The following is a 24577-nucleotide window of genomic DNA, read 5'->3' as shown; positions in this document are numbered from 1 at the left end:
GTCGTAGCCCCTGGTAGCACGGTGTCAGAGTCAATTCTCTGGGGTATTGTGCGGGCTCTAAAAAACTCTAAGGACTTGGATGGACCTATGAAAAGAGTATTGATCGTGGATGATCATCCTGTTATTCGCCTGGCTGTGCGCATGTTGATGGAACGCCATGGTTTTGAAGTAGTAGCAGAAGCAGATAACGGCACGGACGCTTTAAAGTTGGCTCTTGAATATGTTCCCGATATTTTGATTTTGGATATTGGTATCCCACAACTTGATGGGCTTGAAGTTATAACCCGCCTGATGTCCAGAGGCATGCCGATCAAAATTCTAGTGTTGACCCTGCAAGTTCCCGGACCCTTTTCCATGCGTTGCATGCAGGCCGGGGCCGCCGGCTACGTGTGCAAGCAGCAGGACATTACCGAACTGATCAGTGCGGTGCGGGCGGTGCTGGCAGGTTACAGCTACTTTCCCAACGAGGCGTTGCACACCTTTCGTTCCAGTCAGGGCATCAGCAGCGAGGAAGAAATGATCGAGCTTCTTTCAGGGCGTGAGTTGATCGTATTGAAGCAGCTCACCAATGGCATGAGTAACAAGGAAATCGCCGAGGGCTTGTGTTTGAGCAACAAGACCGTCAGCACTTACAAGCGGCGGTTGTTGGCCAAGCTCAATGCTCGTTCATTGGTTGACCTGATCGAATTTGCCCAGCGCCATCAGTTGGTATGAGTGTGGATGACTGAAGCGACAGCCTGAATGGAGCAATCTGCTAATTCGGAACGGACCGGTCATGCCGAGGGGCTGACCGGTCGAGTTTCAGGGCGAGAGAGGCACAAAAAAACCTCCGTCTGGAGGTTCTTTTGTGACTAGAGGTCAAAGTCGTAATCGGCCAGTTGTTTCTGCAGCCGTCGTTCTTCCAGAAGATTGTCGATGGTTCTGCGCTTGCTCAGATTGGTTTTCGCCACCTCGACCACCGGTTCAGCATCGTCTGTGTCTGCTGCGATGAAGTCTTCTTCCACGTCCAGTTGTTCTTTGCCAGTGCTCATAAGGTCAACTCCAGGCTAAGACTGCCATTGGCGCTCCTTATATCGATATTCTCCTGGCGGGTAAAAAAGATTTTTTCAATCGACTCATCAACAAAATCAATGCTGCCTCAATCGTCAGAAGTCTTTTGCTTGTACTCGCACAGGTCTTCGATTCGACAGCTACCGCAACGTGGCTTACGGGCCAGGCAGACGTAGCGACCGTGAAGGATCAGCCAGTGATGGGAGTCCAGCAGAAACTCCTTGGGTACAAACTTCAGCAGTTTTTTTTCCACTTCTACTACATTCTTGCCCGGGGCCAGCCCGGTGCGGTTGCTGACCCGGAAGATGTGGGTGTCCACGGCCATGGTCAATTGCCGGAAAGCGGTGTTGAGGACCACATTGGCGGTCTTGCGGCCGACGCCGGGCAAGGCTTCCAGCTCCTCCCGGGTCTGTGGCACTTCACTGTTGTGGCGTTCCACCAGCAGGCGGCAGGTCTCGATGACGTTCTTGGCCTTGCTGTTGTACAGGCCAATGGTCTTGATGTATTCGGACAGGCCCTCGACCCCCAGTGCATGGATAGCTGCCGGTGTATTGGCCACGGGGAAGAGTTTGGCGGTCGCCTTGTTGACCCCGACGTCGGTCGATTGCGCCGAAAGAATCACCGCGATCAGCAACTCGAACGGCGAGGAGTAGGCCAGTTCGGTTTTTGGTTCGGGGTTGTCTTCGTGAAGTCGGCGAAATATTTCCAGGCGTTTGGCGGCATTCATCGGTGGTTCATTTCCTCGAAGGCGGTCGGTTGAAGGATGAAGAGGTGGTCCAGGCCCGCTTTGCCGCCAGCAGCAGGCCAAGCAGGATAAAACCCCCAGGGGCCAGAGTCAGCAGGCGCAATCCGCCTTGGGGCAGCAACACCCAACCGGCGCTATCTCCGGGCAGGCCGGCGAGCCAGCCCAGATGGCTGCCCAGGGCGCCGGTGCCCAGCAATTCGCGCAGCGCGCCCACCAGCACCAGCGCGCCACAGAAACCTGCAGTTAGGCGTAGCCGGTCGCGGTGCTGGAAGAAGCCCGCCTGTTCCAATATCACGCATTGCAGGGGCAGCAGGCCCAGGTACAGGCTCAACTGCTGGTGCAACTCATAACTCCAGGCTTGCACCACCAGCCACAGCCAACTGCCGAGAGTGGCGGCGAGCAACAGGCTGGCCAGCCACTGCTGACGGCTTTGCAAATGTGGCCGCAGCAGGCCCATGCCGGCCCCGAAGGTCCCGATCAGCAGCGTGGACGCCAGAGCCAGGCCCAGGGCCTTGACCCAGGAATCCGTGGCCCCGATCAACGGCGTCAGCATCAGCAGGCCCGGCAATGACAGTGGCTTACTCATCGGCGGCTCCCGAAAGCAGTTGCTGACGATGCTCATCGAAGTAGCGCAGGGCATCGTGCAGGGCGCTGATCACCGCGCGGGAGGTGATGGTGGCGCCGGCGATCTGATCGAACTGGCCATTGTCCTTTTTCAGGGCCCAGGCAGCATCGTCCGGGGACGTGCGGGATTTGCCGGAAAACCCCAGCAGCCAGGCGTTGGGCTGTTCGGCGATACGGCCTCCCAGGCCCGGGGTTTCATCCTGCTTGAGCGTCTTGCTGCCCAGCAGGCGGCCATGACTGTCGATGGCGATCAGCAGCTCGATGGGGCCAGCGTAACCGTTCACTCGAGTGCGTAGCAGCACGGCACTGGGCTGACCCGCGCGGGTGGCCAGGTAGCCGTCCAGCAAGCGGCTGTTGTCCAGTTGTACATCCCTCAAGGGCAGAGGTTGCTCCAGTGGCTGGTTGTCGTAGCTTGCTGCGGGTAGCAGGTCGAGTAACTTGCGGGCCTGCAACGCCCGTTGCTCGGCGGCGATGCGCGGTGCGCCAGCGTATTGCAGCCACAGGGTGGCGCCCACGCCGAGAACGCCGAGCAGCACCAGCAGGAGCAGACCGCGCGTTCTCTTCATGCTCAAGCTTTCTCCTGTTCCGAGAGGCACAGGCGTTCCAGCCCCGGTACCGCCAGATTCATCAGCAGTACGGCGAAGGCAACGCCGTCGGGGTAGCCGCCCCAGGTGCGGATCAGGTAGGTCAGCAGGCCGACGCCGACGCCGAACAGCAGCCTGGCTTTCGCTGCCTTGGGGCCGGACACCGGTTCGGTGACGATAAAGAATGCGCCCAGCATGCTGGCGCCGCTGAGCAGGTGAAACAGCGGTGAGCCATGGGAGTCGGAGCCCGAGCCGTTCCAGCACAGCAGGCTGATGACAAAGAGGCTGCCCAGCATGCCCACGGGCGCCTGCCAACTGATGACCCGTTGCTGCAGCAGAAACAGCCCCCCGGCAAGAAATCCCAGGCTGATCCATTCGGCACCACGGCCGCCGAAGTGCCCGAAGGCGGGGTTGTCGGCAAAGAGTTCGTCGAGGGTCAGGCTCTTGTTGATCCGCAGGCTGTCCAGTGCCGTGGCTTGGACCCAGGCGTCCGCATGCAGGCCGTCCGCGACACCGAATACCTGTTGCAGGCCGCCAAGCAGGTCCATGGCGTGGGGCGCAGGCCAATGGGTCATCGACTGGGGAAAACACAACAAGGCCAGGGCGTAGCCGAGCATGGCCGGATTGAACGGGTTCTGGCCGACACCGCCGTACAAGTGCTTGCCCAGGACAATGGCGGCAGCGGCCGCGCTCAGCGGCAGCCACCAGGGGCAGTAAGCTGGCAAGGCCAGGGCCAGTAGCGTGGCGCTGACCAAGGCACTGCCATCGCCTAGGTTGGGCGGCAGCGGGCGTCTTCTGAGGTACAGGACCAGGGCTTCCATGGCCAGGGCGCCGCTGACGGTCAGCAGCAGATTGAGCAGCACGCCCCATCCGTACAGCCACAGCATCACCAACAGGCCCGGCAGCGTGGCCAGCAGCACTCGCTGCATGGCCTGGCGCAGGCGCTGGTCGACGCCGTCAGCTATCAGCATGGGCCTTCACCTGGCGCTCGGCCTCGTACAAGCGTGTCTGAGCCTGGGCCAGCTGTTCTGCTCGGGTGTCGGGCTGGCGCTGTAGTTTGTTCAGATCGGCGCGGGCGTAGGCCAGTTCGGTTTTCAGTTGCCGCAGCTGTGGATCGATCGGACGTTTTTCGATACGAGTCAGTGTCGGCGCCGGTTTCGCACTGGCGTCCTCGGCGGCATGCAGGGCCTGTTCGGCCGCCGCCAGGGCTGCGCCCAGGGTTTCCAGTTCAGCACTGGATGCGTCAGCCGCCTGAGCTTTCTTCAGTTCGGCGCGGCGCGTCGCCAACTGGATTTTCGCGCGCTTGAGCTCAGCATCCTTGGCCACTGGCGGCGGAGCAGGTGGCGCCTGGGACTCCAGCTGGGCCAAGGCCTGCTCGGCGGTTTCGAACTGACGCTGCAGGACGATCAATTGCATTTGCTGCTCGAAGGTCGGTGGATGGCCGAAAGCCTTGAGCGACTTGTGCAACTGGGCCCGGCTCATGGCCAGCTCGATCTTGGCTTTCTTCAGTGCTGCATCGGCCGCCGCGGCCTTCTGCGCACGGACTCGTTCGATGGCGGCCTGCACCGGGTTCTGGCTGTCGTCAGTGGTTTGCGCGGCTCGTTGTGCGCGGGCCTGGCGCTCGGCCAGGCGCCGGGCGTCTTCCCGTTGCAAGCGTTCGTTGCGTTGTTCGAAGCGTCGTCGCGCCTGCTCGCGCTTGCTGCTGCGGGCTTGCAGCTGCTCGGGGCTGGTGGCCAGGCCGCCGACGATCGGTACCACCTTGCTCTCGGGCAGCGGCAGCATATCGATACAGTCCACCGGACAGGGCGCCACGCACAGGTCGCAGCCGGTGCACTCGTCGACCAGCACGGTATGCATCAATTTGGCCGCGCCGACGATGGCGTCCACTGGACAGGCCTGGATGCATTTGGTGCAGCCGATGCATTCGGCCTCGCGAATATAAGCGATCTGGGCCGGAGCTTCGCCGCGGCTGCGATCCAGCTCCAGCACCGGTAACTGCAGGAGTTGCGCCAGGCCGGCGATGGTTTCCTCGCCGCCGGGTGGACACTTGTTGATGGCCTCGCCGTTGGCGATGCCCTGGGCGTAGGGTTTGCATCCGGGGTGGCCGCACTTGCCGCACTGGGTCTGGGGCAGGAGGGCATCGATGCGTTGAATCAGACTCATGTTTTGATCAGTCCGTTGAAGCCGAAAAACGCTACTGCCAGCAGGCCGGCGCTGATCAGGTCGATCGGCAGGCCGCGCCAGGGCAGGGGAATATCGTTGTTGGAGATACGCTGGCGCAGATCGCTGAACAGGCTCAGTACCAGCCAGAAGCCCAGTCCGGCCCCCAGGCTCATGGCGCTGAGGGTCGCGAGCCCGAGGTTTTCCCCAGTGGCGATCAGCAGCAGGCCGAGCGCACTGGCATTGCCCAGCAGCAGCGGCCAAAGGCCGTCGAATGGAACATTGGGCAAGGCCCGGGATAGCAACTGCAACAGCGGTTTGATCAGCAGCACGCTCAAGGGCAGCCAGAGAAACAACTGCAAGGATTCCAGCCCCCAAGGCAGCAGCGCGCCACGATAAAGGACATGGCCGAGCACGCAACTGACCAGCATCAGGACCGTGGTCGCCAGGCCCAGCGCGTGAATCCGCTGCCGAGCGCTATCGGTTGGGGCCTGCAGCAGTGGATCGACGCCCAGCGGCCACTGCAACACGAAGTTGTTGATCAGGGCAGTGCTGACAAGGGCGAGGAGGAAGTGGGTCATGGTTGGGCCGGTACGGGCAGGCGGTCTCTCAAGAGTAGGCAAACTCCGGCGCGGGCGCAGGGCCGCCAGATATGCAAATCCCCCCGTTGCGCCGGGCACAACGGGGGGACGGGGTCCAGCCTGCAGCCTTACTTGATCCGCTGGCCCGGCTTGGCGCCGCTGTCCGGGCTCAGCAGGTAGATCTCTTCACCGCCAGGGCCGGCGGCCATCACCATGCCCTCGGAGATGCCGAATTTCATTTTTCGCGGCTTGAGGTTGGCGATCATCATGGTCAGGCGACCATCGAGCTTGGACGGATCCGGGTAGGCACTCTTGATTCCGGAGAACACGTTGCGCTGCTCATCACCGATATCCAGGGTCAGGCGCAGCAGCTTGTCGGCACCTTCCACGGCTTCGGCCTTGACGATCAAGGCGACGCGCAGGTCGATGGCGGCGAAGGTGTCGAAGTCGATTTCCGGCGACAGCGGATCCTTGGCCAGTTCGCCGTTGCCTGCTGGCGCGGCTGCGCCGGTGTCGGTCTGGCTGGCGGTCAGGTCTTCTTTCGAGGCGTCGGTCATGGCTTGTACTTTTACCGGGTCGATCCGCGTCATCAGCGGCTTGAATTCGTTGAGTTGATGGTTGGCCAGCAGGTGCAGGTGATCGTTCCAGGTCAGCGGTGCAACGTTGAGGAACGCCTCGGCATCGGCGGCCAGCAGCGGCAGCACCGGCTTGAGGAAAATCACCAGCTGGCGGAACAGGTTGATACCAGTGGCGCAGATGGCCTGGACTTCATCCTGCTTGCCTTCCTGCTTGTTCAGCGACCATGGGGCCTTGTCGGCGATCCAGGCATTGGCGCGGTCGGCCAGGGCCATGATCTCGCGCATGGCGCGGGCAAAGTCGCGGGCTTCATAGGCGTCGGCGATGCTTGGCGCGGCGGCCAGGAAGGCCTCGGTCAACTCGGGGGCGGCATTGCTGTCGACCATCAGCCCGGCATTGCCCTTGTGGATGAAGCCGGCGCAACGGCTGGCGATGTTCACAACCTTGCCCACCAGGTCGGAGTTGACCTTCTGTACGAAGTCTTCGAGGTTCAGGTCCAGATCGTCGACACCACGGCCCAGCTTGGAGGCGTAGTAGTAGCGCAGATATTCCGGCGACAGGTGCTCCAGGTAGGTGCGGGCCTTGATGAAGGTGCCCCGGGACTTGGACATCTTCTGGCCATTGACCGTCAGGTAGCCGTGGACGTTGATGCCGCTCGGCTTGCGGTAGCCGGCGCCTTCGAGCATGGCGGGCCAGAACAGGGCGTGGAAGTTGACGATGTCCTTGCCGATGAAGTGGTACAGCTCGGCGGTGGAGTCCTTGCCCCAGAACGCGTCGAAATCCAGCTCAGGACGACGGGCGCAGAGGTTCTTGAAGCTGGCCATGTAGCCGATTGGCGCGTCCAGCCACACGTAGAAGTACTTGCCCGGCTCGTCCGGGATCTCGAAGCCGAAGTACGGCGCGTCGCGGGAGATGTCCCACTGCTGCAGGCCGGCATCCAGCCACTCGGCGATCTTGTTGGCCACGGCGTCTTGCAGGGTGCCGCTGCGGGTCCAGCTTTGCAGCATCTGCTGGAAGTCCGGCAGCTTGAAGAAGAAGTGCTGGGAATCCTTGAGCACCGGGGTGGCGCCGGAGATCGCCGACTTTGGATCTTTCAGGTCGGTCGGGGCATAGGTGGCGCCGCATTTTTCGCAGTTGTCGCCGTACTGGTCCTCAGTGCCGCACTTCGGGCAGGTGCCCTTGATGAAGCGGTCGGCCAGGAACATTTTCTTTTCCGGGTCGAAATACTGCGTGATGGAGCGCGTGGCGATGTGCCCGGCGTCCCGCAGCTTGAGGTAGATCTGGCTCGACAGCTCACGGTTTTCTTCGGCGTGGGTCGAGTGGAAGTTGTCGAAGTCCACCAGGAAGTCGGCAAAGTCGGCGCTGTGTTCGGCCTGGACGTTGGCGATCAGTTGTTCCGGGGTGATGCCTTCCTTTTCCGCGCGCAGCATGATGGCCGAGCCGTGTGCGTCGTCGGCGCAAACATAGATGCATTGGTTGCCGCGATGCTTCTGGAAGCGCACCCACATGTCGGTCTGGATGTACTCAAGCATGTGGCCAAGGTGAATGGAACCATTGGCATAGGGCAGGGCGCTGGTGACGAGGATCTTGCGTGGCTCGGACATGGGGCTCGGCTACTTGATGAAACGGAGGTCGGCCACTATAAAGCGCCAGCGCGGATTTTTCACCCTTCCGGGCACATTGTGCACAGCAAGCTTTCTCGCCACGAAGGAGTCGGCGGCGTAGGATAGCCGCCTGATTTTCCAGTCTTGTTATCGGAGTTGCCCATGAGCGCCGTCAATCGCGCAGCGGTGGAAGCCGTCCTTCGCCAATACACCGACCCTTACCTGAACCAGGACCCGGTCAGCGCCGGCTGCGTGCGCGACATCGACGTCCAGGGCGACCGGGTCACGGTCCGCATGGAACTGGGTTATGCCGCCGGCCTGTTCAAGAGCGGCTGGGCGCAGATGCTGCAACTGGCCATCGAGGGCCTGGACGGCGTGAGCTCGGCCAAGGTCGAGATCACCAGCGTGATCGCCGCGCACAAGGCCCAGGCGCAGATCCCGGGCCTGGCCAACGTCAAGAACGTGGTGGCGGTGGCGTCCGGCAAGGGCGGCGTGGGCAAGTCCACCACTGCGGCCAACCTGGCCCTGGCCCTGGCCCGCGAAGGCGCCAAGGTGGGGATTCTCGACGCTGATATCTATGGTCCGAGCCAGGGCATCATGTTTGGCATTGCCGAAGGCACCCGGCCGAAGATCAAGGACCAGAAGTGGTTCGTGCCCATCGAGTCCCATGGGGTCGAGGTCATGTCCATGGCTTTCCTCACCGACGACAACACGCCGATGGTCTGGCGCGGCCCGATGGTCTCCGGCGCCTTGCTGCAACTGGTGACCCAGACCGACTGGGGCAATCTCGATTACCTGGTGATCGACATGCCGCCGGGCACTGGCGATATCCAACTGACCCTGGCGCAGAAAGTCCCGGTGGCCGGTGCGGTGATCGTCACCACGCCGCAGGACCTGGCGTTGCTGGATGCGCGCAAGGGCGTCGAGATGTTCCGCAAGGTCAACATCCCGGTGCTGGGCGTGGTGGAGAACATGGCGGTGCACATCTGCTCGAACTGTGGCCATGCCGAGCATCTGTTTGGCGAAGGCGGTGGCGAGAAGCTGGCCAGTCAATACGATGTTGAACTGCTGGCTTCGTTGCCGTTGTCGATGCTGATCCGCGAACAGGCCGATGGTGGCAAGCCGACGGTGATCGCCGAGCCTGAAAGCCAGATCGCCATGGTCTATCAGGAACTGGCGCGGCATGTCGGCGCGCGCATCGTCTTGCAGGAAGCCAGCGCTCCGGCGATGCCCAGCATCACTGTCAGCGATGACTGATTCGCCGTACTTCTAGGTGCCGGCACCCCCCAAGAAAAAGCCCGATGTGCAAACATCGGGCTTTTTCTTGGGGGCTCAGACTCGCAGGCCGCCGTCCATTTCCAGGATGCGTCCGGTGTAGTAGTCGTTCTCGAAGATGTACGCCGCTGAATGGGCGATCTCTTCCGGTTTGCCCATGCGCTTGAGCGGAATGCCGGAAGTCATCTTCTCCAGGGCCTCAGGCTTCATGCCTAAGGTCATCTCGGTTTCGATAAAGCCCGGGGCAATGCCGGCCACGCGGATGCCATAGCGCGCCAGTTCCTTGGCCCAGGTCACGGTAGCTGCCGCTACGCCGGCCTTGGCCGCGGAATAGTTGGTCTGGCCGATATTGCCGGCGCGCGAGATTGACGAGATGTTGATGATCGCGCCGCTGTTGTTCAGCTCGATCATTTTCGCCGCCACCTCACGGGTGCAGAGGAAGACGCCGGTCAGGTTGACGTCGATCACCGCCTGCCACTGGGCCAGGCTCATCTTGGTCATCTCGCCGTCCTTGACCTTGACCAGCAGGCCGTCGCGCAGGATCCCGGCATTGTTGATCAGGCCGTGGATGGCACCGAAGTCCTCGGCGACTTGGGCCACCATGTGGTTGACCTGTTCTTCATTGGCGACGTTGCACAGATAGGCTCGGGCTTCTACGCCGTGGGCCTTGCAGGCCGCGACCGCCTGGTCGAGTTTTTCCTGGTTCAGGTCCACCAGGGCCAGCCGTGCGCCCTTGGCGGCGAAATACTCGGCCATGGAGCGGCCCAGACCTTGGCAACCGCCGGTGATAATGATTACTTTGTCAGTGAGTTGCATTCGCATGTCCCGCTAGCAGGTCTTGAGGGGTGGTCCTTTTGGGGGCACCTCGGCTGGCTGCCGGACCTGGCCTGGCTGCAGAAGAGAATTGCCCCGTTGGCGTAGCTGGAACAATGCTCCAGGCGCCCGTCCGTTTTCGACGGATTCTAAAGAAGGAGTCATAAAGTGAGCGTTGAAGCTGCCAAGAATGCACGAGAATTGCTGCTCAAGGAATACCGCGGCGTGTTGTCGACGCACTCCAAGGCCATGCCGGGTTTTCCCTTTGGGTCCGTAGTGCCTTATTGCCTGGATGCCGAGGGGCGACCGCTGATTCTTATCAGCCGCATTGCCCAGCACACCCACAATCTGCAGAAGGATTCCAAGTGTTCGCTGCTGGTGGGCGAGCGCGATGCCGACGACGTGCAAGCAGTGGGGCGCCTGACCTACCTGGCCGAAGCCGAGAAGCTTGAGGATCAGGACGCCATCGAGGCCGCCGCCGAGCGCTACTACCGCTATTTCCCGGAATCCCAGAACTACCATAAGGCCCATGACTTCGATTTCTGGGTGCTCAAGCCCGTGCGTCACCGCTATATCGGCGGTTTCGGCGCCATTCACTGGGTGGATCAAGTGGCCCTGGCCAACCCGTTCGCCGGCAAGGCCGAGCTGAGCATGGTGGAACATATGAACAGCGACCACGCCAAAGCTATTGCCCACTATGTGGAGTTGGCCGGACTGCCGCACAGCGAGCCCGCGCAACTGGCCGGAATCGACAGTGAAGGCATGCACCTGCGCATTGGCCAGGCTCTTTACTGGCTGCCCTTTCCAAGCCTTTGCAACACGCCGACACAAGTGCGCGAAGCCCTGGTTTTTCTGGCCCACGCCGATCAATGGCCGAAAAATCCGGCACCGGGTGCTTGAATTCACGAATTGGCGACGTCATTTACGGTCTACTGGAAGGCATTCTTCCGCAGAGGAAACCATTTGATGCGCCCTTTTCTGTTGCTCTTTTTACTGTTCCCGGTGCTGGAGCTGTTCGTCTTCGTCAAGGTCAGCGCGGCCATCGGGTTTTTCCCGGCACTGCTGCTGATCATTCTCGGTTCGATGCTCGGTGTGCTGGTGTTGCGCGTGGCCGGTCTGGCCACGGCACTGCGTGCTCGTGAAAGTCTCAATCGCGGCGAGCTGCCGGCTCAGCAGATGCTCGAAGGGCTGATGCTGGCCCTGGGTGGCGGCCTGCTGATCCTGCCGGGGTTCATCAGCGATGTATTCGGCCTGCTGATGCTGCTCCCTATCAGTCGTCGTCTGATGGCCAATAAAATGCGCCAGCGTGCCGAGGAGCAGGCCCTGCGCCAACGCGCCTTTGCCGATGACATGCGTGCGGCCCGTGGCGGCCCGGCGCCGCAACAGCCGTTGGGCCGTGAGCCCAATGTCATTGAAGGTGAGTTCGAGCACCGAGATTCTTGATAACTGGCCTCAAACACACGGCACCTTCGGGTGCCGTGTTCGTTTTAACCCGGGTGATGTAAAAAATTTCATCAGCCAGCCCTTGTAATAACCTTATGCGCCCTTATGTAACGGTCACCGCAAGGTTTCTGGTGCTGACACCAGACAGACTTCCGCGGCTCGCTCGTCGAGCCGCACCCGGCAAAGCCGGATTTGCTAACCCGCCGGTATCGACACCGGCCGTTGAAAACCACAATTAGGAGAGATCGACAATGAAGCTTCGTCCTCTGCATGACCGCGTCGTCATCCGTCGCAGCGAAGAAGAATCGAAAACTGCTGGCGGCATCGTTCTGCCTGGTTCGGCTGCTGAAAAACCTAACCGTGGCGAAATCGTCGCTGTAGGTACCGGCCGTGTGCTGGACAACGGTGAAGTACGTGCGCTGGCCGTGAAAGTGGGTGACAAAGTGGTGTTTGGCCCGTACTCCGGCAGCAACACCGTGAAAGTCGATGGCGAAGATCTGCTGGTAATGGCTGAGAACGAGATTCTCGCCGTTATCGAAGGCTGATTTCCCACGTATTTCCCCGCTACTACACAGTATTTAAGGAATATCGATCATGGCTGCTAAAGAAGTTAAATTCGGCGATTCCGCCCGCAAGAAAATGCTCACTGGTGTCAACGTTCTGGCTGACGCAGTAAAAGCGACCCTGGGCCCGAAAGGCCGTAACGTGATCATCGAGAAGAGCTTCGGCGCTCCGACCATCACCAAGGACGGCGTTTCCGTAGCCAAAGAAATCGAGCTGAAAGATCGCTTCGAAAACATGGGCGCGCAGCTGGTCAAAGACGTTGCCTCCCGTGCCAACGATGACGCTGGCGACGGCACCACCACCGCTACCGTTCTGGCTCAGTCGATCGTCAACGAAGGCCTGAAAGCCGTCGCTGCCGGCATGAACCCGATGGACCTGAAACGCGGTATCGACAAGGCCACCATCGCCATCGTCAAAGAGCTGAAAGGTCTGTCCAAGCCATGCGCTGACTCCAAAGCCATCGCTCAGGTCGGCACCATCTCCGCCAACTCCGACAACTCCATCGGCGACATCATTGCCGAAGCCATGGAAAAAGTCGGTAAAGAAGGCGTGATCACCGTTGAAGAAGGCTCGGGCCTGGAAAACGAACTGTCGGTTGTAGAAGGCATGCAGTTCGACCGTGGCTACCTGTCCCCTTACTTCATCAACAAGCCGGACACCATGGTCGCCGAACTCGACGGCCCGCTGATCCTGCTGGTGGACAAGAAGATCTCCAACATTCGCGAAATGCTGCCAGTGCTGGAAGCCGTTGCCAAAGCCGGCCGCCCACTGCTGATCGTGGCTGAAGACGTTGAAGGCGAAGCCCTGGCGACTCTGGTTGTGAACAACATGCGTGGCATCGTCAAAGTCGCTGCCGTCAAGGCACCGGGCTTCGGCGACCGTCGCAAGGCCATGCTGCAGGACATCGCCGTTCTGACCGGCGGTACCGTGATCTCCGAAGAGATCGGCCTGAGCCTGGAAAGCACCACCCTGGAGCACCTGGGTAACGCCAAGCGCGTGATCCTGTCCAAAGAAAACACCACCATCATCGACGGTGCTGGCGTTGAAGCGGACATCCAGGCTCGTGTGACCCAGATCCGTCAACAAGTGGCCGACACTTCGTCCGACTACGACCGTGAAAAACTGCAAGAGCGTCTGGCCAAGCTGTCCGGCGGCGTTGCAGTGATCAAGGTTGGCGCTGGCTCCGAAGTTGAAATGAAAGAGAAGAAAGCCCGCGTTGAAGACGCCCTGCACGCGACCCGTGCAGCCGTTGAAGAAGGCGTGGTACCTGGCGGTGGCGTAGCCCTGATCCGTGCTCTGCAAGGCATCAAGGACCTCAAAGGCGACAACGCCGATCAGGACGTGGGTATCGCTGTTCTGCGTCGCGCGATCGAAGCCCCACTGCGTCAGATCGTTGCCAACTCCGGCGACGAGCCAAGCGTGGTGGTGGACAAGGTCAAGCAGGGCGCTGGTAACTTCGGTTACAACGCTGCCACCAGCGAATACGGCGACATGATCGAAATGGGCATCCTGGATCCAACCAAGGTAACCCGTTCCGCGCTGCAAGCCGCTTCGTCCATCGGCGGTCTGATTCTGACCACCGAAGCCGCTGTTGCTGAAATCGTGGAAGACAAGCCTGCAGCTGGCGGCATGCCAGACATGGGCGGCATGGGTGGCATGGGCGGCATGATGTAAGCCAGCCTTACCCCCGTACTGAAAAAGCCCCGCCGGTGAAAACCGGCGGGGCTTTTTTGTGCCTGAAATTGAGGGGCGCCTGTCGGTGCCGCCTTTGGCATGGACTGAGAATGGCCAGGCCCTTGCCGTCGAACAGTCCCAGGTGTTGGTGGTTGCCCACCAGGAGCGCAGTGGCCGTGGGGTGTCTTGCAACAGTTCCAGGACGCTCGATTCGTCGTTCAGGTTCAACAACCCAACAGCGCTGGCGCGGCGAACATCCACTGAGTTCTGGCCAATGAAACGCATTGGCTCATTCTGCTTGGCGGGTAAGCCAGGAAGTGGCTGTTCCTGTCTGTTTCTTGTCGGCAAACGGTCGGCAGTCTGGGCTTGCCCCTGTAGTCAGGTTGTGAGCCAGCGGTGAAAAATTTGTTAAGCCATTGAAGGGGTGAAAAGTGCCCCAGGAGCGGTCAGACAAGGCTGGCGGCGAGTCGGACTTGGCCTTAAGCTGCGCGAGCCAAGACGGCCCTAACTGTGTGCGGAGAGAGTGCCGATGCGAATTCTACTGGTCGAAGACAACCGCGATATTCTCGCCAACCTGGCGGATTACCTGGGACTCAAGGGCTATACCGTGGACTGCGCCCAGGATGGTCTGTCGGGGTTGCACCTGGCTGCCACCGAGCATTACGACCTGATCGTGCTCGACATCATGCTGCCAGGGATCGACGGCTACACCCTGTGCAAGCGCCTGCGCGAAGATGCCCGGCGCGATACCCCAGTGATCATGCTCACGGCCCGCGACCAGTTGGATGACCGGCTTCAGGGCTTCAAGTCCGGGGCTGACGACTATCTGCTCAAGCCATTTGCCCTGTCCGAACTGGCCGCGAGGATCGAGGCGGTGATGCGCCGTACCCAGGGCGGTGGTCGTCGAGCGCTGCAGGTCGGTGACCTCAGTTATGACCTCGATACCCTGGAAGTCACCCGCGAAGGGCGTCTGCTCAAGCTCAACCCGGTGGGCCTCAAGCTGCTGGCAGTGTTGATGCAGAAGAGCCCCCATGTGTTGCGCCGGGAAATCCTCGAAGAGGCCCTGTGGGGCGATGACTGTCCGGACAGTGACAGCCTGCGCAGCCATGTCCACCAACTGCGCCAGGTGATCGACAAGCCGTTCGCCAAGCCGTTGCTGCACACCGTGCACGGTGTCGGCTACCGGTTGGCCGAGGGTCGTGATGGAGTTTAAGCAGAGCCTTGCCCAGCGCATCATCATCGCCTTTGCCTTGATGAGCGCACTGGTGGCGGGGGCTTTCGCCATGGGCATCGTGGCGACCGTGCATCTGGTGGAGGAGAAACTCATCTCCGCCGGCCTTGGCGGCGATCTGCAACGCCTGTTGCTGATGGATAACGTTGCCGACTGGAATCACCGCCCCGAGCCCGACCAGCTGTTCTACTACAGTGGCGGGCGCGGCGACTTCGAGTTGCCCAAGGACCTGAGGCATCTGGACCCAGGCTTCCATGAAGTGTTTCGCGAGCAGCTGTCCTATCACGCCATGGTTGAAGTGGTGGATGGCCGGCGTTATGTGCTGCTGCAGGATCAGAGTGATTTCGAAGAGCGCGAGCGGGTGCTGTTCGCGGTGGTGCTGGTGGGCTTTGTCCTCAGCCTGGCGCTGGCGGTGTTCCTGGGTTGGGTCTTGGCGCGTAGGGTGATGGCACCGGTGGTTCGTCTGGCTCGCCAGGTCCGTCACCGCGATCAATTGCTGGGCCTGGCCCCGCCCCTGGCGCCGGATTATGCGGCGGATGAGGTGGGCGAGTTGGCGATCGCCTTCGATGCGACGCTGGGACGTCTGCGCCAGGCTTTGAGCCGTGAGCGCCTGTTCACCAGTGACGTCAGCCATGAACTGCGAACGCCGCTGATGGTTCTGGCCACGTCCTGCGAGCTGCTCCTGGAAAACCCTGGGCTTGATCCCCGTGGACGATCCCAGGTCGAACGTATTGCCCGGGCCTGCGACGAAATGCGTGAGCTGGTGCAGACGTTCCTGATGCTGGCCCGGGCCCAGCGAGAAGATGCCAGCATGTCGCCGCAACTGACGTTGACCCAGGCTGCCAAGGACCTGATCGGGGTGTGGCGCGAATTCATCGAAGCCAAGGGTATCGAGCTGATCTTCGAGCCGGGGCAACCGGGTGAAACTCGCTACAACGCCACCTTCCTGCATGCGGTGATGGGCAATCTGTTGCGCAATGCCTTGCACTACACCGAACAGGGATTCATTCGCTTGAGTCTGGTGGCGGATGGATTTGTCGTCGAGGACAGCGGCGTGGGCATTCCCGAGGAAAAACGTGAGGCGATGTTCCAGCCCTTTGTCCGTGGCGATGAAAAACGCGGTGAGGGCCTGGGGCTGGGCCTGTCCCTGGTCCAGCGCATCTGCGAGAACCAGGGCTGGAGCGTCACTCTCAGTACCATGACCCCCAATGGCTGTCGTTTTCACGTTCAGCTCCCCCCTTCCAAGGCTTGAATACTCTTGCCAGGCCCTGTTTTGCAGGGCCACTCGCTTGTCGATTTTTCTTCTGAAGTGGCCCCAGGCCATTGCCTGCTGCCTGTAAAACTCTGAAATATTTCATCGTTGGACGGTACGAAGTTTTCACAAGGGGATGACCTGTCGCTGACATGCCGCTGCCTAAGGTGGCGCCATCAGTTGCAGGAGACTTTGATGATGGCGACACCGATCAAGCTGGAATTTTCCGACAAGTACGATGCCCAACATGCGCAGCAATACCTGCTCAAGCACCAGCAAGGACTGGCACGACAGTTGTCCCACAAGCGTGATGAACAATTGGCTCGCGCTGCGCTGGCCCTGGCGGGAGAGCCGGGCCTGGTGCTGGACCTGCCGTGTGGCGCGGGCCGTTTCTGGCCGCTGCTGACCGAAAAGGCCAATCGAGTCATTGTTGGCGCTGACAATTCAGCGGCTATGCTCAGCACCGCTACGGTGGCGCAACCGGCCGACGTGGTGAAACGGGTACGAGCCTTGCAGACGTCTGCGTTTGCCATCGATTTACCGGACAACGCTGTGGACTGCATTTTTTCCATGCGGTTGCTGCACCACATCGGCGAGGTCGAGCATCGGATGGCGCTGCTACGGGAGTTTCAGCGGGTTACCCGTGACAGCGTGATTATCTCGCTATGGGTCGATGGCAATTTCAAGGCCTGGAAGCGCAAGCGTATGGAGCGCAAGCGGCTGTCCGAAGGTGGGCAGGAGGGTTACCAGAATCGTTTCGTGTTACCGGCGGCTACGGTCGAAGAAGAGTTCAGGCAAGCCGGTTTTCGTGTCCAGGAGCATCTGGACTTCTTTCCGCTCTACGCCATGTGGCGAGTCTACGTATTACGCAAGAGGTAAGAGGATGGCTGTTGAATGTGCTTCGGAAATGGATGCCGTGCCCACAGATTGCTTCGAATACTTCTGGGACCAACAAGGTGAATGGGTCGAGCAACCCAATAAGCGTCGAGGCGGTGAGAGCGGCGTGCAGCGCCTGATCAGCGGCGGTCGTTTGCTCTATGCCAAGCGGCAGATCGGGCATATTCATCGCAGTTTTCTGCATCCTTTTGGCCGTCCGACTGTCCTGCGTGAGCGGGATGCCCTGCAAAGCTTGCGTTCGCTGGATATAGAGGTGCCGGAACTGGTGTTCTGCGGCGCCCGGCGCGGCCCCGAGCACCAGTGGCAGGCCCTACTGGTGACCGCTGCGCTCGACGGCTTCGTGGAAATCGACAACTGGTATGCCGCAGGTGAGCGTGAACGCCACGGCGAAGCGTTGCACGAACGAGTGTTGCAGACACTGGCGCAGACCCTGGCGCGCATGCACAAGGGCCGTTGGCAGCATGGCTGCCTGTATTCCAAACATGTTTTCGTGCGAGTAGATGGCGAGGGCGAGCAGGCCCAGGTGAGGATTGCATTGCTGGATTTCGAGAAGTGCCGCCAGCGCCTGAGCAGCCGCCGGGCGGCGGCCCACGACCTTAAGCAACTGCGCCGCCATTCGTCGTGGAATGACACCGACTGGCAAAAGCTCTACTACCTTTATAGAACGGTGTTTGGCAGCCCCATCAAAGGTTTATAGCTATGAAGCTAGAAATTGCACGAGGTTTGTTCCTGGCAGGAGCCTTGGCAGTTGCTTCCTTGGCGATGGTTGTCTGGGAGCAGCCGCGAACGCAGGTTCTCAGCGCCGCTCAGGGTGAACATTGCCCATTGCCACGGGGGGCAAAGAGCTCGGTGGCGGTCAAGCCGGATCATGAACTGCTGCTGTTCATGTTCGGCATGAGCCAGGCGTTGAAGCCCCAGAGTTGAAGACCTGAAACTGCCACCTGAAGGCCTCGCATTGCGAGGCCTTTTGTTTGTCCCCGGCTCAGGCGTCCGGCTTGGCTAGCAGGGTGTAGATGCAGGGCAGGACGAAGAGGGTGAACAGGGTGCCGATGGACATGCCTGTGGCAATCACCGTGCCGATATCGAAGCGGCTGACTGCTCCGGCACCGCTGGCCAGGATCAGTGGCACCATGCCGAACACCATCGCCGCTGTGGTCATCAGCACTGGGCGCAGGCGAATGGACGCGGCTTGCTCCACCGCCTGTCGGGCGCTGAGTCCCTGGTCCCGGCGCAGTTGGTTGGCGAATTCGACAATCAGGATCCCATGCTTGCTGATCAGGCCGATCAGCGTCACCAGGCCGACCTGGGTGTAGATGTTCATGCTCGACCAGCCGAGAAACAGCGGGATCAGGGCGCCGCAGATCGACAGTGGCACGGTCACCAGAATCACCACCGGGTCGCGGAAGCTTTCGAACTGCGCCGCCAGTACCAGGAAAATGATCGCCAGGGCCAGGCCAAAGGTGACCCAGAGCGCGCTGCCTTCCTGGACGTACTGGCGGGCGGCGCTGGCATAGTCGAACGCATAGCCGGCGGGGGCCTCCTGCGTGGCGATCTGGCGCATGGTGTCGATGGCTTCGCCCATGCTGACCACGGGCACACCGGAAATGGTCGCGGCATTGAGTTGCTGGAACTGGTTCAACTGCCGAGGGCGGGCGCGGTCGCTGACTTTGATCAGGGTCGACAGCGGCAAGGCCTCACCCTTGCTGTTCTTCACGTAGTAGTTGTTCAGCCAGTCAGGGTTGTCCCGATAGGCGCGCTCCACTTGGGCGATCACTTTATAGCTGCGTCCGTCGATGGTGAAACGGTTGATTTCCGCCTCGCCGAGCAAGGTCGCCAGCGTACCCCCCAGGTCCTGCATGGTAACGCCCATCTGCGCCGCCTTGGCCCGATCGATGTCGACCACTACCTCGGGCTTGTCGAAGGCCAAGTCAATGTCGACAAAGGCGAATTTCCCCGACTCCATGGCGCGTTTCTTTACCCGGTTGGCCACCTCCAACAGGGACTCGTAATCGTTGGGGGTGTTGATCACGAAGGCAAAGGGCAGGCCCTCGCCGGTACCGGGCAAGGCTGGCAGGTTGAAACCGAAGACTTGCAGGCCGGCAATGCCTGCCAGTTTCTCCTGGACCTGAGGCAGGATTTGCATCTGGGTCTGTTGGCGCTGGTCCCAGGGCTTGAGCAGGAAGCCGCCGATCCCTGACTGCACTCCGTTGAAACCGTTGATCTGGAATGAGGAGTAGTACTCGGGGAACTCCTTGAAGATCGCCAGGAACTCATCGGTGTAGGCATTGAGGTACTCTAGGTTGGCCGGTTGCGGCGCCGTGGCCAGCATGAAAATGATGCCCTGGTCTTCGTCCGGAGCCAGCTCCGCCTTGGTGAACTTGAGCAGCAGGGGAATCAGGCACAGCACAATCAGTGCGAACACCAGTACGACGGGGCGGGTATCAAGGGTGCTGTGGAGCAGGCGCTGGTAGCGCTGCTTCAGGCTGTCGAAAATCCGGTCCAGGCGATGGGACAGGCCGCTGGGGTTTTCCTCGCGGCGCAGCAACAATGCACACATCATCGGTGACAGGGTCAGGGCGACGATCCCGGAAATCACCACGGCCCCGGCCAGCGTCAGGGCGAACTCCTTGAACAGGGCCCCGGTGAGTCCCTGGAGAAAACCAATGGGGGCGTAAACCGCCGCCAGGGTGATGGTCATCGATACCACCGGCATGGCGATTTCCCGCGCTCCTTCGATGGCCGCGTCCAGGGGGGACTTGCCCTCTTCGATGTGCCGATGGATGTTCTCCACCACCACGATGGCGTCGTCCACCACCAGGCCGATGGCCAGGACCATGGCCAGCAAGGTCAGCAGGTTGATCGAGTAGCCCATCAACTGCATGAAGAACATCACGCCGATCATCGACAGTGGAATGGTCACTACCGGGATCACCACCGAACGCAAGGCGCCAAGAAACAGGAACACCACCACAATCACGATCAATACTGCCTCGAACAGGGTCTTGAGCACCTCGTCGATGGAGGCCTGGATAAACAGCGTGGCGTCGTAGGCAATGTCTAATTTGAGGGTCGGGGGCAATTGCGCTTCCAGTTCCGGGAGCAGCTTGCGCACCTCCTTGATCACGTCCAGAGGGTTGGCTCCGGGGGTGGCCTTGATGCCGATGTAGACCGAGGGGACGCCGCCGAAGGAACTGATGGCGTTGTAGTTTTCCGCACCCATTTCCACCCGCGCCACATCCTTGAGCAGGACCCGGCTGTCGCCATCGGTTTTCAACGGGATAGCGGCGAATGCCTCGGCGGATTTCAGTTCGGTGTTGGCATTGATACTGGTGACGACGTACTCGCCCTTGACCTCGCCGGCGGCGGACAGAAAGTTGTATTGGCGCACGGCATTGCTCACGTCGCTGGCCGCCAGGCCATAGGCCGCCAGCTTCACCGGGTCCAGCCACAGGCGCATGGCGAACACCTGATTACCGAGGATCTCCGCCTCGGCCATGCCCGGCAGGGTCGCCAGCTTGGGCTGGATCACGCGCGACAGGTAGTCGGTGATCTGTGGGTTGTTCAGTTGCGGGCTGGAGAAGCTGATGTACATCAGCACCGAGGCGTCGGCTGCTTCTTTGCTCAACACCGGGTCTTCGGCTTGCTGGGGCAGCTTGTTCTTGACCTCGTTGGCCTTGGCCAGCAGTTCGGTGAACAGGCGGTCGCTGTTGGAGCCGATCCGGGCGTAGATCGAGATCACCGAGAAGTTCTGCCGGCTCACCGAGGTCATGTAGTCGATGCCTTCGGCGCTAGCCAGGCTCTGCTGCATGGGCTGGGTGATATAGCCCTGGATGGTTTCGGCATTGGCCCCGGGGTAGGCGGTGGTCACCGTGATCAGGGCGTTCTCCATCTGCGGGTACTGGCGCAAGGGCAGCTTGCTCCAGGCCTGGAACCCCAACAGCACAATCAGCAGGCTGACCACGGTCGCGAGCACCGGGCGGCGAATGAACGGATCGGTAAAGGCCATGGGGATTCCTTGATCAGTCGGCGCGGGGCTGGCTGTTCGGCTGTTCCGGTTGCAGCTTGTCCGGAGTGATGCTGATGTCGGCGCCGTTATCCAGTTTGATCTGACCGGCACTGACCACCTGTTCGCCCTTTTTCACGCCCTTGTTGATCATCACCAGGCCGCCGCGATGCTCGCCCGTGTCGACGAAGCGCCGCTCGGCGACCAGCAGCGGCTGGCCCTTGGGGTCTTTCTCCAGGCTGCCGTCGGCGGCTTTCTTTTGCGTTACCACATACACCGAGTTGCCGTAGAGGGAGTAGGTGAGGGTGCTTTCCGGCACCACGACCTTGAGCTGCGGATCGGGGAGCAATACTTGCAGGTCGGCGAACATGCCTGGCAGCAAGCGGCCTCCGGGGTTGGCCAGGGTGGCGCGTACCAGCACGTTGCGGGTGCTGTTCTCGACCTTGGGGTTGATGGCGCTGATGCTGCCGGGGAACGACTCTCCGGGGAACGCCGCAACGCTGAGTTCCACGGTCTGGCCCAGGCGGATCTTGGGCACCGATTGTTCCGGGATGTAGAAGTCCACGTACAGGCTGCTCAGGTCCTGCAGGGTGGCGATCACTGTGCCGCTGGCCAGGAAGTCGCCGATATCCACCTGGCGGATGCCGATCGTGCCGGCAAAGGGGGCGAGAATGCGTTTCTTGGCCAGGGCTGCCTTGAGCTGGTTGACCGTGGCCTTGTTTTTTTGCAGCTGTGCCGAGAGTCGGTCGTACTCGCCCTTGGAAATCGCCTGGCTGCCCACCAGTTGGCTGCCGCGTCCGAAATCCAGCTGGGCCAGGCCGAGGTCGGCCTGGGCGGTTTCCAGCAGGGCGCTTTCCACCGCGCTGTCCAGGGTCAGCAACGGCTGGCCGGCCTTGACCTGCTGCCCGGATTCGAACTGCAGGTCCTTGACCGTACCGGCGACTTCCAGGCTGAGGTTGACCCCTTGCAGGGCCTTGAGGCTGCCGACACTGGGCAGCCGGCTTTGCCAGGGGCGCTCGTCGGCGGTAACCACCGCCACGCTGATCGGCGGCTTGGGGGCCGAGTAGACCTGGACCATCTTGTAGATCGAAAACGCCTTGTAGCCGGCCAGCAACAGCACGACCAACAGGACCACACCCAGCATGATCAGCATGCGGCGACGCAGCATATTCCGCTTCCTTGGAAAGCCCGGTAAACAAGCCCGGTAGACATTACTCCGAGTCGCGTGCGGGTTCCAGATGAGCGTCCTGTCGTTCAGCGAAGCTCCCGGCGCCAAGGCCGGGGAGGTTTTTTCAGATCAGATGCAGATGGTTGTCCCAGAGCCCTGCGGGCAGATCCAGCGGCTTTGCCACAATCTGTGTCTGACGACAGTCGTAGAAGCGGCAACGGCCTTGTCCCGACGTCACCACGAAGCCGTCGGCCACGGCGCCGACGCCGGCACAGTCTGGCAGGGGCGCATCGACCCGCACTGCGCCGCTGTCTAGGTCCCAGATGAAGAAGCGGTTGCCCCGGGGGGCGGTCAGGGCCACCAGGCGCAGGTCGCTGTGCACCGCGACGCTGGCGGTGTAGTGCCCCATGGCTTGCAGCTGCTGTTCGGGCACCGGGAAGGCCGCGAAGGGCTGGCCCGGACGCTTGATTGCCAGGAGTTCCGAGGGCTCGTGGGCGGCGCCCATGAACTGCTGGCCGGTGACGATGGTGCCGTCGCTGGCGATGCCCATGTGGCGCACGCTGTTCATCTGCTGGGCCAGGGTTTCCTTGCTCAACAGGGTGCCGTCGCGCTGCATCAGCACCAGGCTGGGCTCCATGGCATCGAGGTTCATCTCCACCCGGCTCTCGGCTTCAGTGCGGATGCCGCCATTGGCTACCACCAGGGTTTCACCGTCGGGCATCCACGACACCTGGTGCGGGCCGATACCGTGGGTGGACAGCTCAGCGCTGTGCACCAGGCGCTCGCCTTCGAAGCGATACACCCCGAGCAGGCCGCGGCCGGGGTCCCGGGTGTCGTTCTCGGTGGCGTACAACCACTGGCCATCCTTGTGGATCACCGCATGGCCGTAGAAGTGCCGGTCAGGTTGCGAGGTCACGGTCTGCAGCAGCGCGCCGTTGCGCAGGTCGATCAGGTAACTCTCGGTGCCCGGGCGCCGGGCCACGAACAGGGCGATCGGCAACTGCGGGTGATTGATGATGTCATGGCAACGCTGGCCGACCTGGGTGGCAAACACCTGTTTACCGTCCAGCTGATAACCGACGGCGTAATGCTTGCCGTCACCATCGTCCCTGGCCGAAAGCAGCAAGGGCTGTTTGCCCTTTTGCTTGAACAGCGTCCAGCCGCCCAAGGTCACCGCACTGAGCAGCAGGCTGCCCAGAACCAAAGCCTGACGTCGCAGCATCATCAGTCACCGTCGTTGGCGTTGAAGCCCAGTTGGATACCCAGCGCCTTGGCCAGTTCGCCTTCGTGCAGGCGGTGGACCACGTTGAGGCTGTCGTACAGATCATTGAGCTGCTGGCGCCCGGCGTCGTCACCGAGCATTTCGGTCAGCGAGCGCTGGGTGCTGGCGAAGAGTTTCAGCGAGGCGGCGTATGCAGCGTCGATCTTGTCGGCCAGGGGCTTCTGATCGGCTGGCAACAGGCCGCGCAGGCCCTTGTTGTCGACTCCGGCCCAGACCGTCTGAGCAGCGCTGAGGCTGGCCTCAAGGCCTTGCAGGGACGACTGGCTGCGCCAGGCGTCGGCCTGGAACGGCTGGGGAATGCCCTTGGTCTGGCGGCCCATCGGCGTGCCGAGCTTCTTCTTCAGGGTATCCAGGGCAGTGACCTGGACCCGCAGCAAATCAGCGATGGCTTCATGGGAGTCGGCGTAGCGCTGGTTGGGGAACTTGCTCATCTGCGCGAGCATGCCGTCGTTGGTATTCCAGCCCGCCAGGATTTCTTCCGCCAGTTGTTTCTGACGTTCACCGATGGCGGTCAACAGTGGGCAGTAGCGAGCTTTCTGTGCGCTGTCGGCCATGTCGATCTTGCTGTCGAACAGGATGTACTCGTAGGCCGACAGGCCTTGCACCACCACACTGGACTTGGCCAGGGCCGCGGCATCGATCTGCGCATTGGCGCTGACCAGTTGTTCGACCTGGCGGCCCACCAGGTTTTTCTTGTCCGGCCAGAACTGCACTTGCCAGGCGCGGTTGCCCTCGGCCAGCGGGCCGATCAGCAGCGGTTGTAGCTCGGCCCAGGCCTTTTGTGCGTGGAGGAAGTCGGCACGGGCGGTGTCCAGGCTTTCCTTGCCTTCGCAGAAGGCCAGGGCGCTGATGGCCAGCTGGCGGTCAGCGTCGACCCAACGGCTGTAGGTCGGCAGGATCACCTGCTTGGCGATAGCGGCCGAGGTCACGGCTTGTGGGTCCTGGGGCGAGCAGGCGCCCAGGGCGAGTGCGGCAAGGCTGGTGAACAGCAGTTTGGGGCGGAACATGTTCGGGCTCCCTTTATTGTGGAGAAAGCAGATAAGACGAATGT

The 24577-nt window shown here is 61.3% G+C and carries 24 protein-coding genes; 11 read left to right on the top strand and 13 right to left on the bottom strand.

Annotated features, from left to right (window positions below; genetic code table 11):
* The first annotated feature begins 87 nt into the window (after window positions 1–87).
* Window positions 88–714, top strand: a complete 627-nt coding sequence (locus KHO49_RS23305) for a response regulator transcription factor (protein WP_102860486.1) — start codon at window positions 88–90, stop codon at window positions 712–714.
* Window positions 715–851: 137 nt separating this feature from the next.
* Here the strand turns inward: KHO49_RS23305 and KHO49_RS23300 are convergent, their stop codons facing one another.
* The 8 genes from KHO49_RS23300 to metG form a co-directional block, all read right to left on the bottom strand.
* Window positions 852–1031, bottom strand: coding sequence for a PA3496 family putative envelope integrity protein (locus tag KHO49_RS23300; RefSeq protein ID WP_102860487.1), 180 nt, complete (start codon window positions 1029–1031; stop codon window positions 852–854).
* A gap of 107 nt (window positions 1032–1138) precedes the next feature.
* Window positions 1139–1777 carry an endonuclease III gene (gene nth, locus KHO49_RS23295; protein WP_060840796.1) on the bottom strand — a complete coding sequence of 213 codons (639 nt, stop codon included), beginning with the start codon at window positions 1775–1777 and terminating at the stop codon, window positions 1139–1141.
* Window positions 1778–1784: 7 nt separating this feature from the next.
* Window positions 1785–2381 carry an Rnf-Nqr domain containing protein gene (locus KHO49_RS23290; RefSeq protein WP_213665877.1) on the bottom strand — a complete coding sequence of 199 codons (597 nt, stop codon included), beginning with the start codon at window positions 2379–2381 and terminating at the stop codon, window positions 1785–1787.
* Window positions 2374–2985 (bottom strand): RnfABCDGE type electron transport complex subunit G, encoded by a 612-nt coding sequence (locus tag KHO49_RS23285; RefSeq protein ID WP_110594906.1) that lies wholly within the window; start codon window positions 2983–2985, stop codon window positions 2374–2376. Before KHO49_RS23285 ends, KHO49_RS23290 begins: the two co-directional genes overlap by 8 nt.
* 2 nt (window positions 2986–2987) lie before the next feature.
* On the bottom strand, window positions 2988–3974 hold the full coding sequence (locus KHO49_RS23280; RefSeq protein ID WP_213665876.1) for an RnfABCDGE type electron transport complex subunit D: 987 nt from the start codon (window positions 3972–3974) through the stop codon (window positions 2988–2990).
* A complete protein-coding gene (rsxB, locus tag KHO49_RS23275) occupies window positions 3961–5166 on the bottom strand; it encodes an electron transport complex subunit RsxB (protein WP_213665875.1) in 1206 nt (401 codons plus the stop codon). Before rsxB ends, KHO49_RS23280 begins: the two co-directional genes overlap by 14 nt.
* Complete coding sequence (locus tag KHO49_RS23270) at window positions 5163–5744, bottom strand: Rnf-Nqr domain containing protein (RefSeq protein ID WP_102880740.1); 582 nt, start codon at window positions 5742–5744, stop codon at window positions 5163–5165. The genes rsxB and KHO49_RS23270 overlap by 4 nt, the downstream gene beginning before the upstream one ends.
* Window positions 5745–5872: 128 nt before the next feature.
* Window positions 5873–7924: a methionine--tRNA ligase gene (metG, locus tag KHO49_RS23265; protein WP_110594903.1), complete on the bottom strand. Its 2052-nt coding sequence runs from the start codon at window positions 7922–7924 to the stop codon at window positions 5873–5875.
* 162 nt (window positions 7925–8086) lie between these two features.
* On the opposite strand from metG, the gene apbC reads away from it, so the two are divergent.
* Entirely contained in the window at window positions 8087–9181 is a 1095-nt protein-coding gene (apbC, locus tag KHO49_RS23260) for an iron-sulfur cluster carrier protein ApbC (protein WP_102880738.1), read from the top strand.
* A gap of 75 nt (window positions 9182–9256) precedes the next feature.
* Here the strand turns inward: apbC and KHO49_RS23255 are convergent, their stop codons facing one another.
* Window positions 9257–10015: an SDR family oxidoreductase gene (locus tag KHO49_RS23255; protein WP_102860494.1), complete on the bottom strand. Its 759-nt coding sequence runs from the start codon at window positions 10013–10015 to the stop codon at window positions 9257–9259.
* Between the two features lie 165 nt (window positions 10016–10180).
* On the opposite strand from KHO49_RS23255, the gene KHO49_RS23250 reads away from it, so the two are divergent.
* From KHO49_RS23250 to KHO49_RS23210, 9 genes are all read left to right on the top strand, one after another.
* Entirely contained in the window at window positions 10181–10912 is a 732-nt protein-coding gene (locus KHO49_RS23250) for a HugZ family pyridoxamine 5'-phosphate oxidase (RefSeq protein ID WP_102860495.1), read from the top strand.
* Between the two features lie 66 nt (window positions 10913–10978).
* Window positions 10979–11455 carry an FxsA family protein gene (locus tag KHO49_RS23245; protein WP_213665874.1) on the top strand — a complete coding sequence of 159 codons (477 nt, stop codon included), beginning with the start codon at window positions 10979–10981 and terminating at the stop codon, window positions 11453–11455.
* A 251-nt stretch (window positions 11456–11706) separates the two neighbouring features.
* Window positions 11707–12000, top strand: a complete 294-nt coding sequence (locus tag KHO49_RS23240) for a co-chaperone GroES (RefSeq protein WP_011063093.1) — start codon at window positions 11707–11709, stop codon at window positions 11998–12000.
* A 49-nt stretch (window positions 12001–12049) separates the two neighbouring features.
* Entirely contained in the window at window positions 12050–13693 is a 1644-nt protein-coding gene (groL, locus tag KHO49_RS23235; protein ID WP_047288866.1) for a chaperonin GroEL, read from the top strand.
* 529 nt (window positions 13694–14222) lie between these two features.
* Window positions 14223–14906 carry a two-component system response regulator ColR gene (gene colR, locus KHO49_RS23230; RefSeq protein ID WP_047305857.1) on the top strand — a complete coding sequence of 228 codons (684 nt, stop codon included), beginning with the start codon at window positions 14223–14225 and terminating at the stop codon, window positions 14904–14906.
* The gene (locus KHO49_RS23225) at window positions 14896–16176 is read left to right on the top strand and encodes a sensor histidine kinase (RefSeq protein ID WP_102880736.1); all 1281 of its coding nucleotides are present in this window, start codon (window positions 14896–14898) and stop codon (window positions 16174–16176) included. Before colR ends, KHO49_RS23225 begins: the two co-directional genes overlap by 11 nt.
* 198 nt (window positions 16177–16374) lie before the next feature.
* Window positions 16375–17055: a class I SAM-dependent methyltransferase gene (locus tag KHO49_RS23220; RefSeq protein ID WP_102860994.1), complete on the top strand. Its 681-nt coding sequence runs from the start codon at window positions 16375–16377 to the stop codon at window positions 17053–17055.
* A gap of 4 nt (window positions 17056–17059) precedes the next feature.
* Window positions 17060–17770 (top strand): lipopolysaccharide kinase InaA family protein, encoded by a 711-nt coding sequence (locus KHO49_RS23215; RefSeq protein ID WP_170001646.1) that lies wholly within the window; start codon window positions 17060–17062, stop codon window positions 17768–17770.
* 2 nt (window positions 17771–17772) lie between these two features.
* Window positions 17773–17997, top strand: coding sequence for a hypothetical protein (locus tag KHO49_RS23210; RefSeq protein ID WP_102880734.1), 225 nt, complete (start codon window positions 17773–17775; stop codon window positions 17995–17997).
* A gap of 58 nt (window positions 17998–18055) precedes the next feature.
* Here KHO49_RS23210 and KHO49_RS23205 read toward each other — a convergent pair whose 3' ends face one another.
* The 4 genes from KHO49_RS23205 to KHO49_RS23190 all read right to left on the bottom strand — a co-directional run bounded on the left by KHO49_RS23205 (window position 18056) and on the right by KHO49_RS23190 (window position 24533).
* Window positions 18056–21079 (bottom strand): multidrug efflux RND transporter permease subunit, encoded by a 3024-nt coding sequence (locus KHO49_RS23205; protein ID WP_213665873.1) that lies wholly within the window; start codon window positions 21077–21079, stop codon window positions 18056–18058.
* 13 nt (window positions 21080–21092) lie between these two features.
* Window positions 21093–22244: an efflux RND transporter periplasmic adaptor subunit gene (locus KHO49_RS23200; protein WP_213665872.1), complete on the bottom strand. Its 1152-nt coding sequence runs from the start codon at window positions 22242–22244 to the stop codon at window positions 21093–21095.
* Window positions 22245–22368: 124 nt separating this feature from the next.
* The gene (locus KHO49_RS23195; protein ID WP_102860995.1) at window positions 22369–23466 is read right to left on the bottom strand and encodes a DUF1513 domain-containing protein; all 1098 of its coding nucleotides are present in this window, start codon (window positions 23464–23466) and stop codon (window positions 22369–22371) included.
* A gap of 2 nt (window positions 23467–23468) precedes the next feature.
* Window positions 23469–24533: an imelysin family protein gene (locus tag KHO49_RS23190; RefSeq protein ID WP_102860502.1), complete on the bottom strand. Its 1065-nt coding sequence runs from the start codon at window positions 24531–24533 to the stop codon at window positions 23469–23471.
* Window positions 24534–24577: the final 44 nt, after the last annotated feature.

The organism is Pseudomonas sp. RC4D1 (assembly GCF_018390395.1).
GTDB lineage: Bacteria > Pseudomonadota > Gammaproteobacteria > Pseudomonadales > Pseudomonadaceae > Aquipseudomonas > Aquipseudomonas danubii.
Note: the sequence above shows the minus strand (reverse complement) of the source record. Positions and strands in the feature narration are given on the sequence as shown.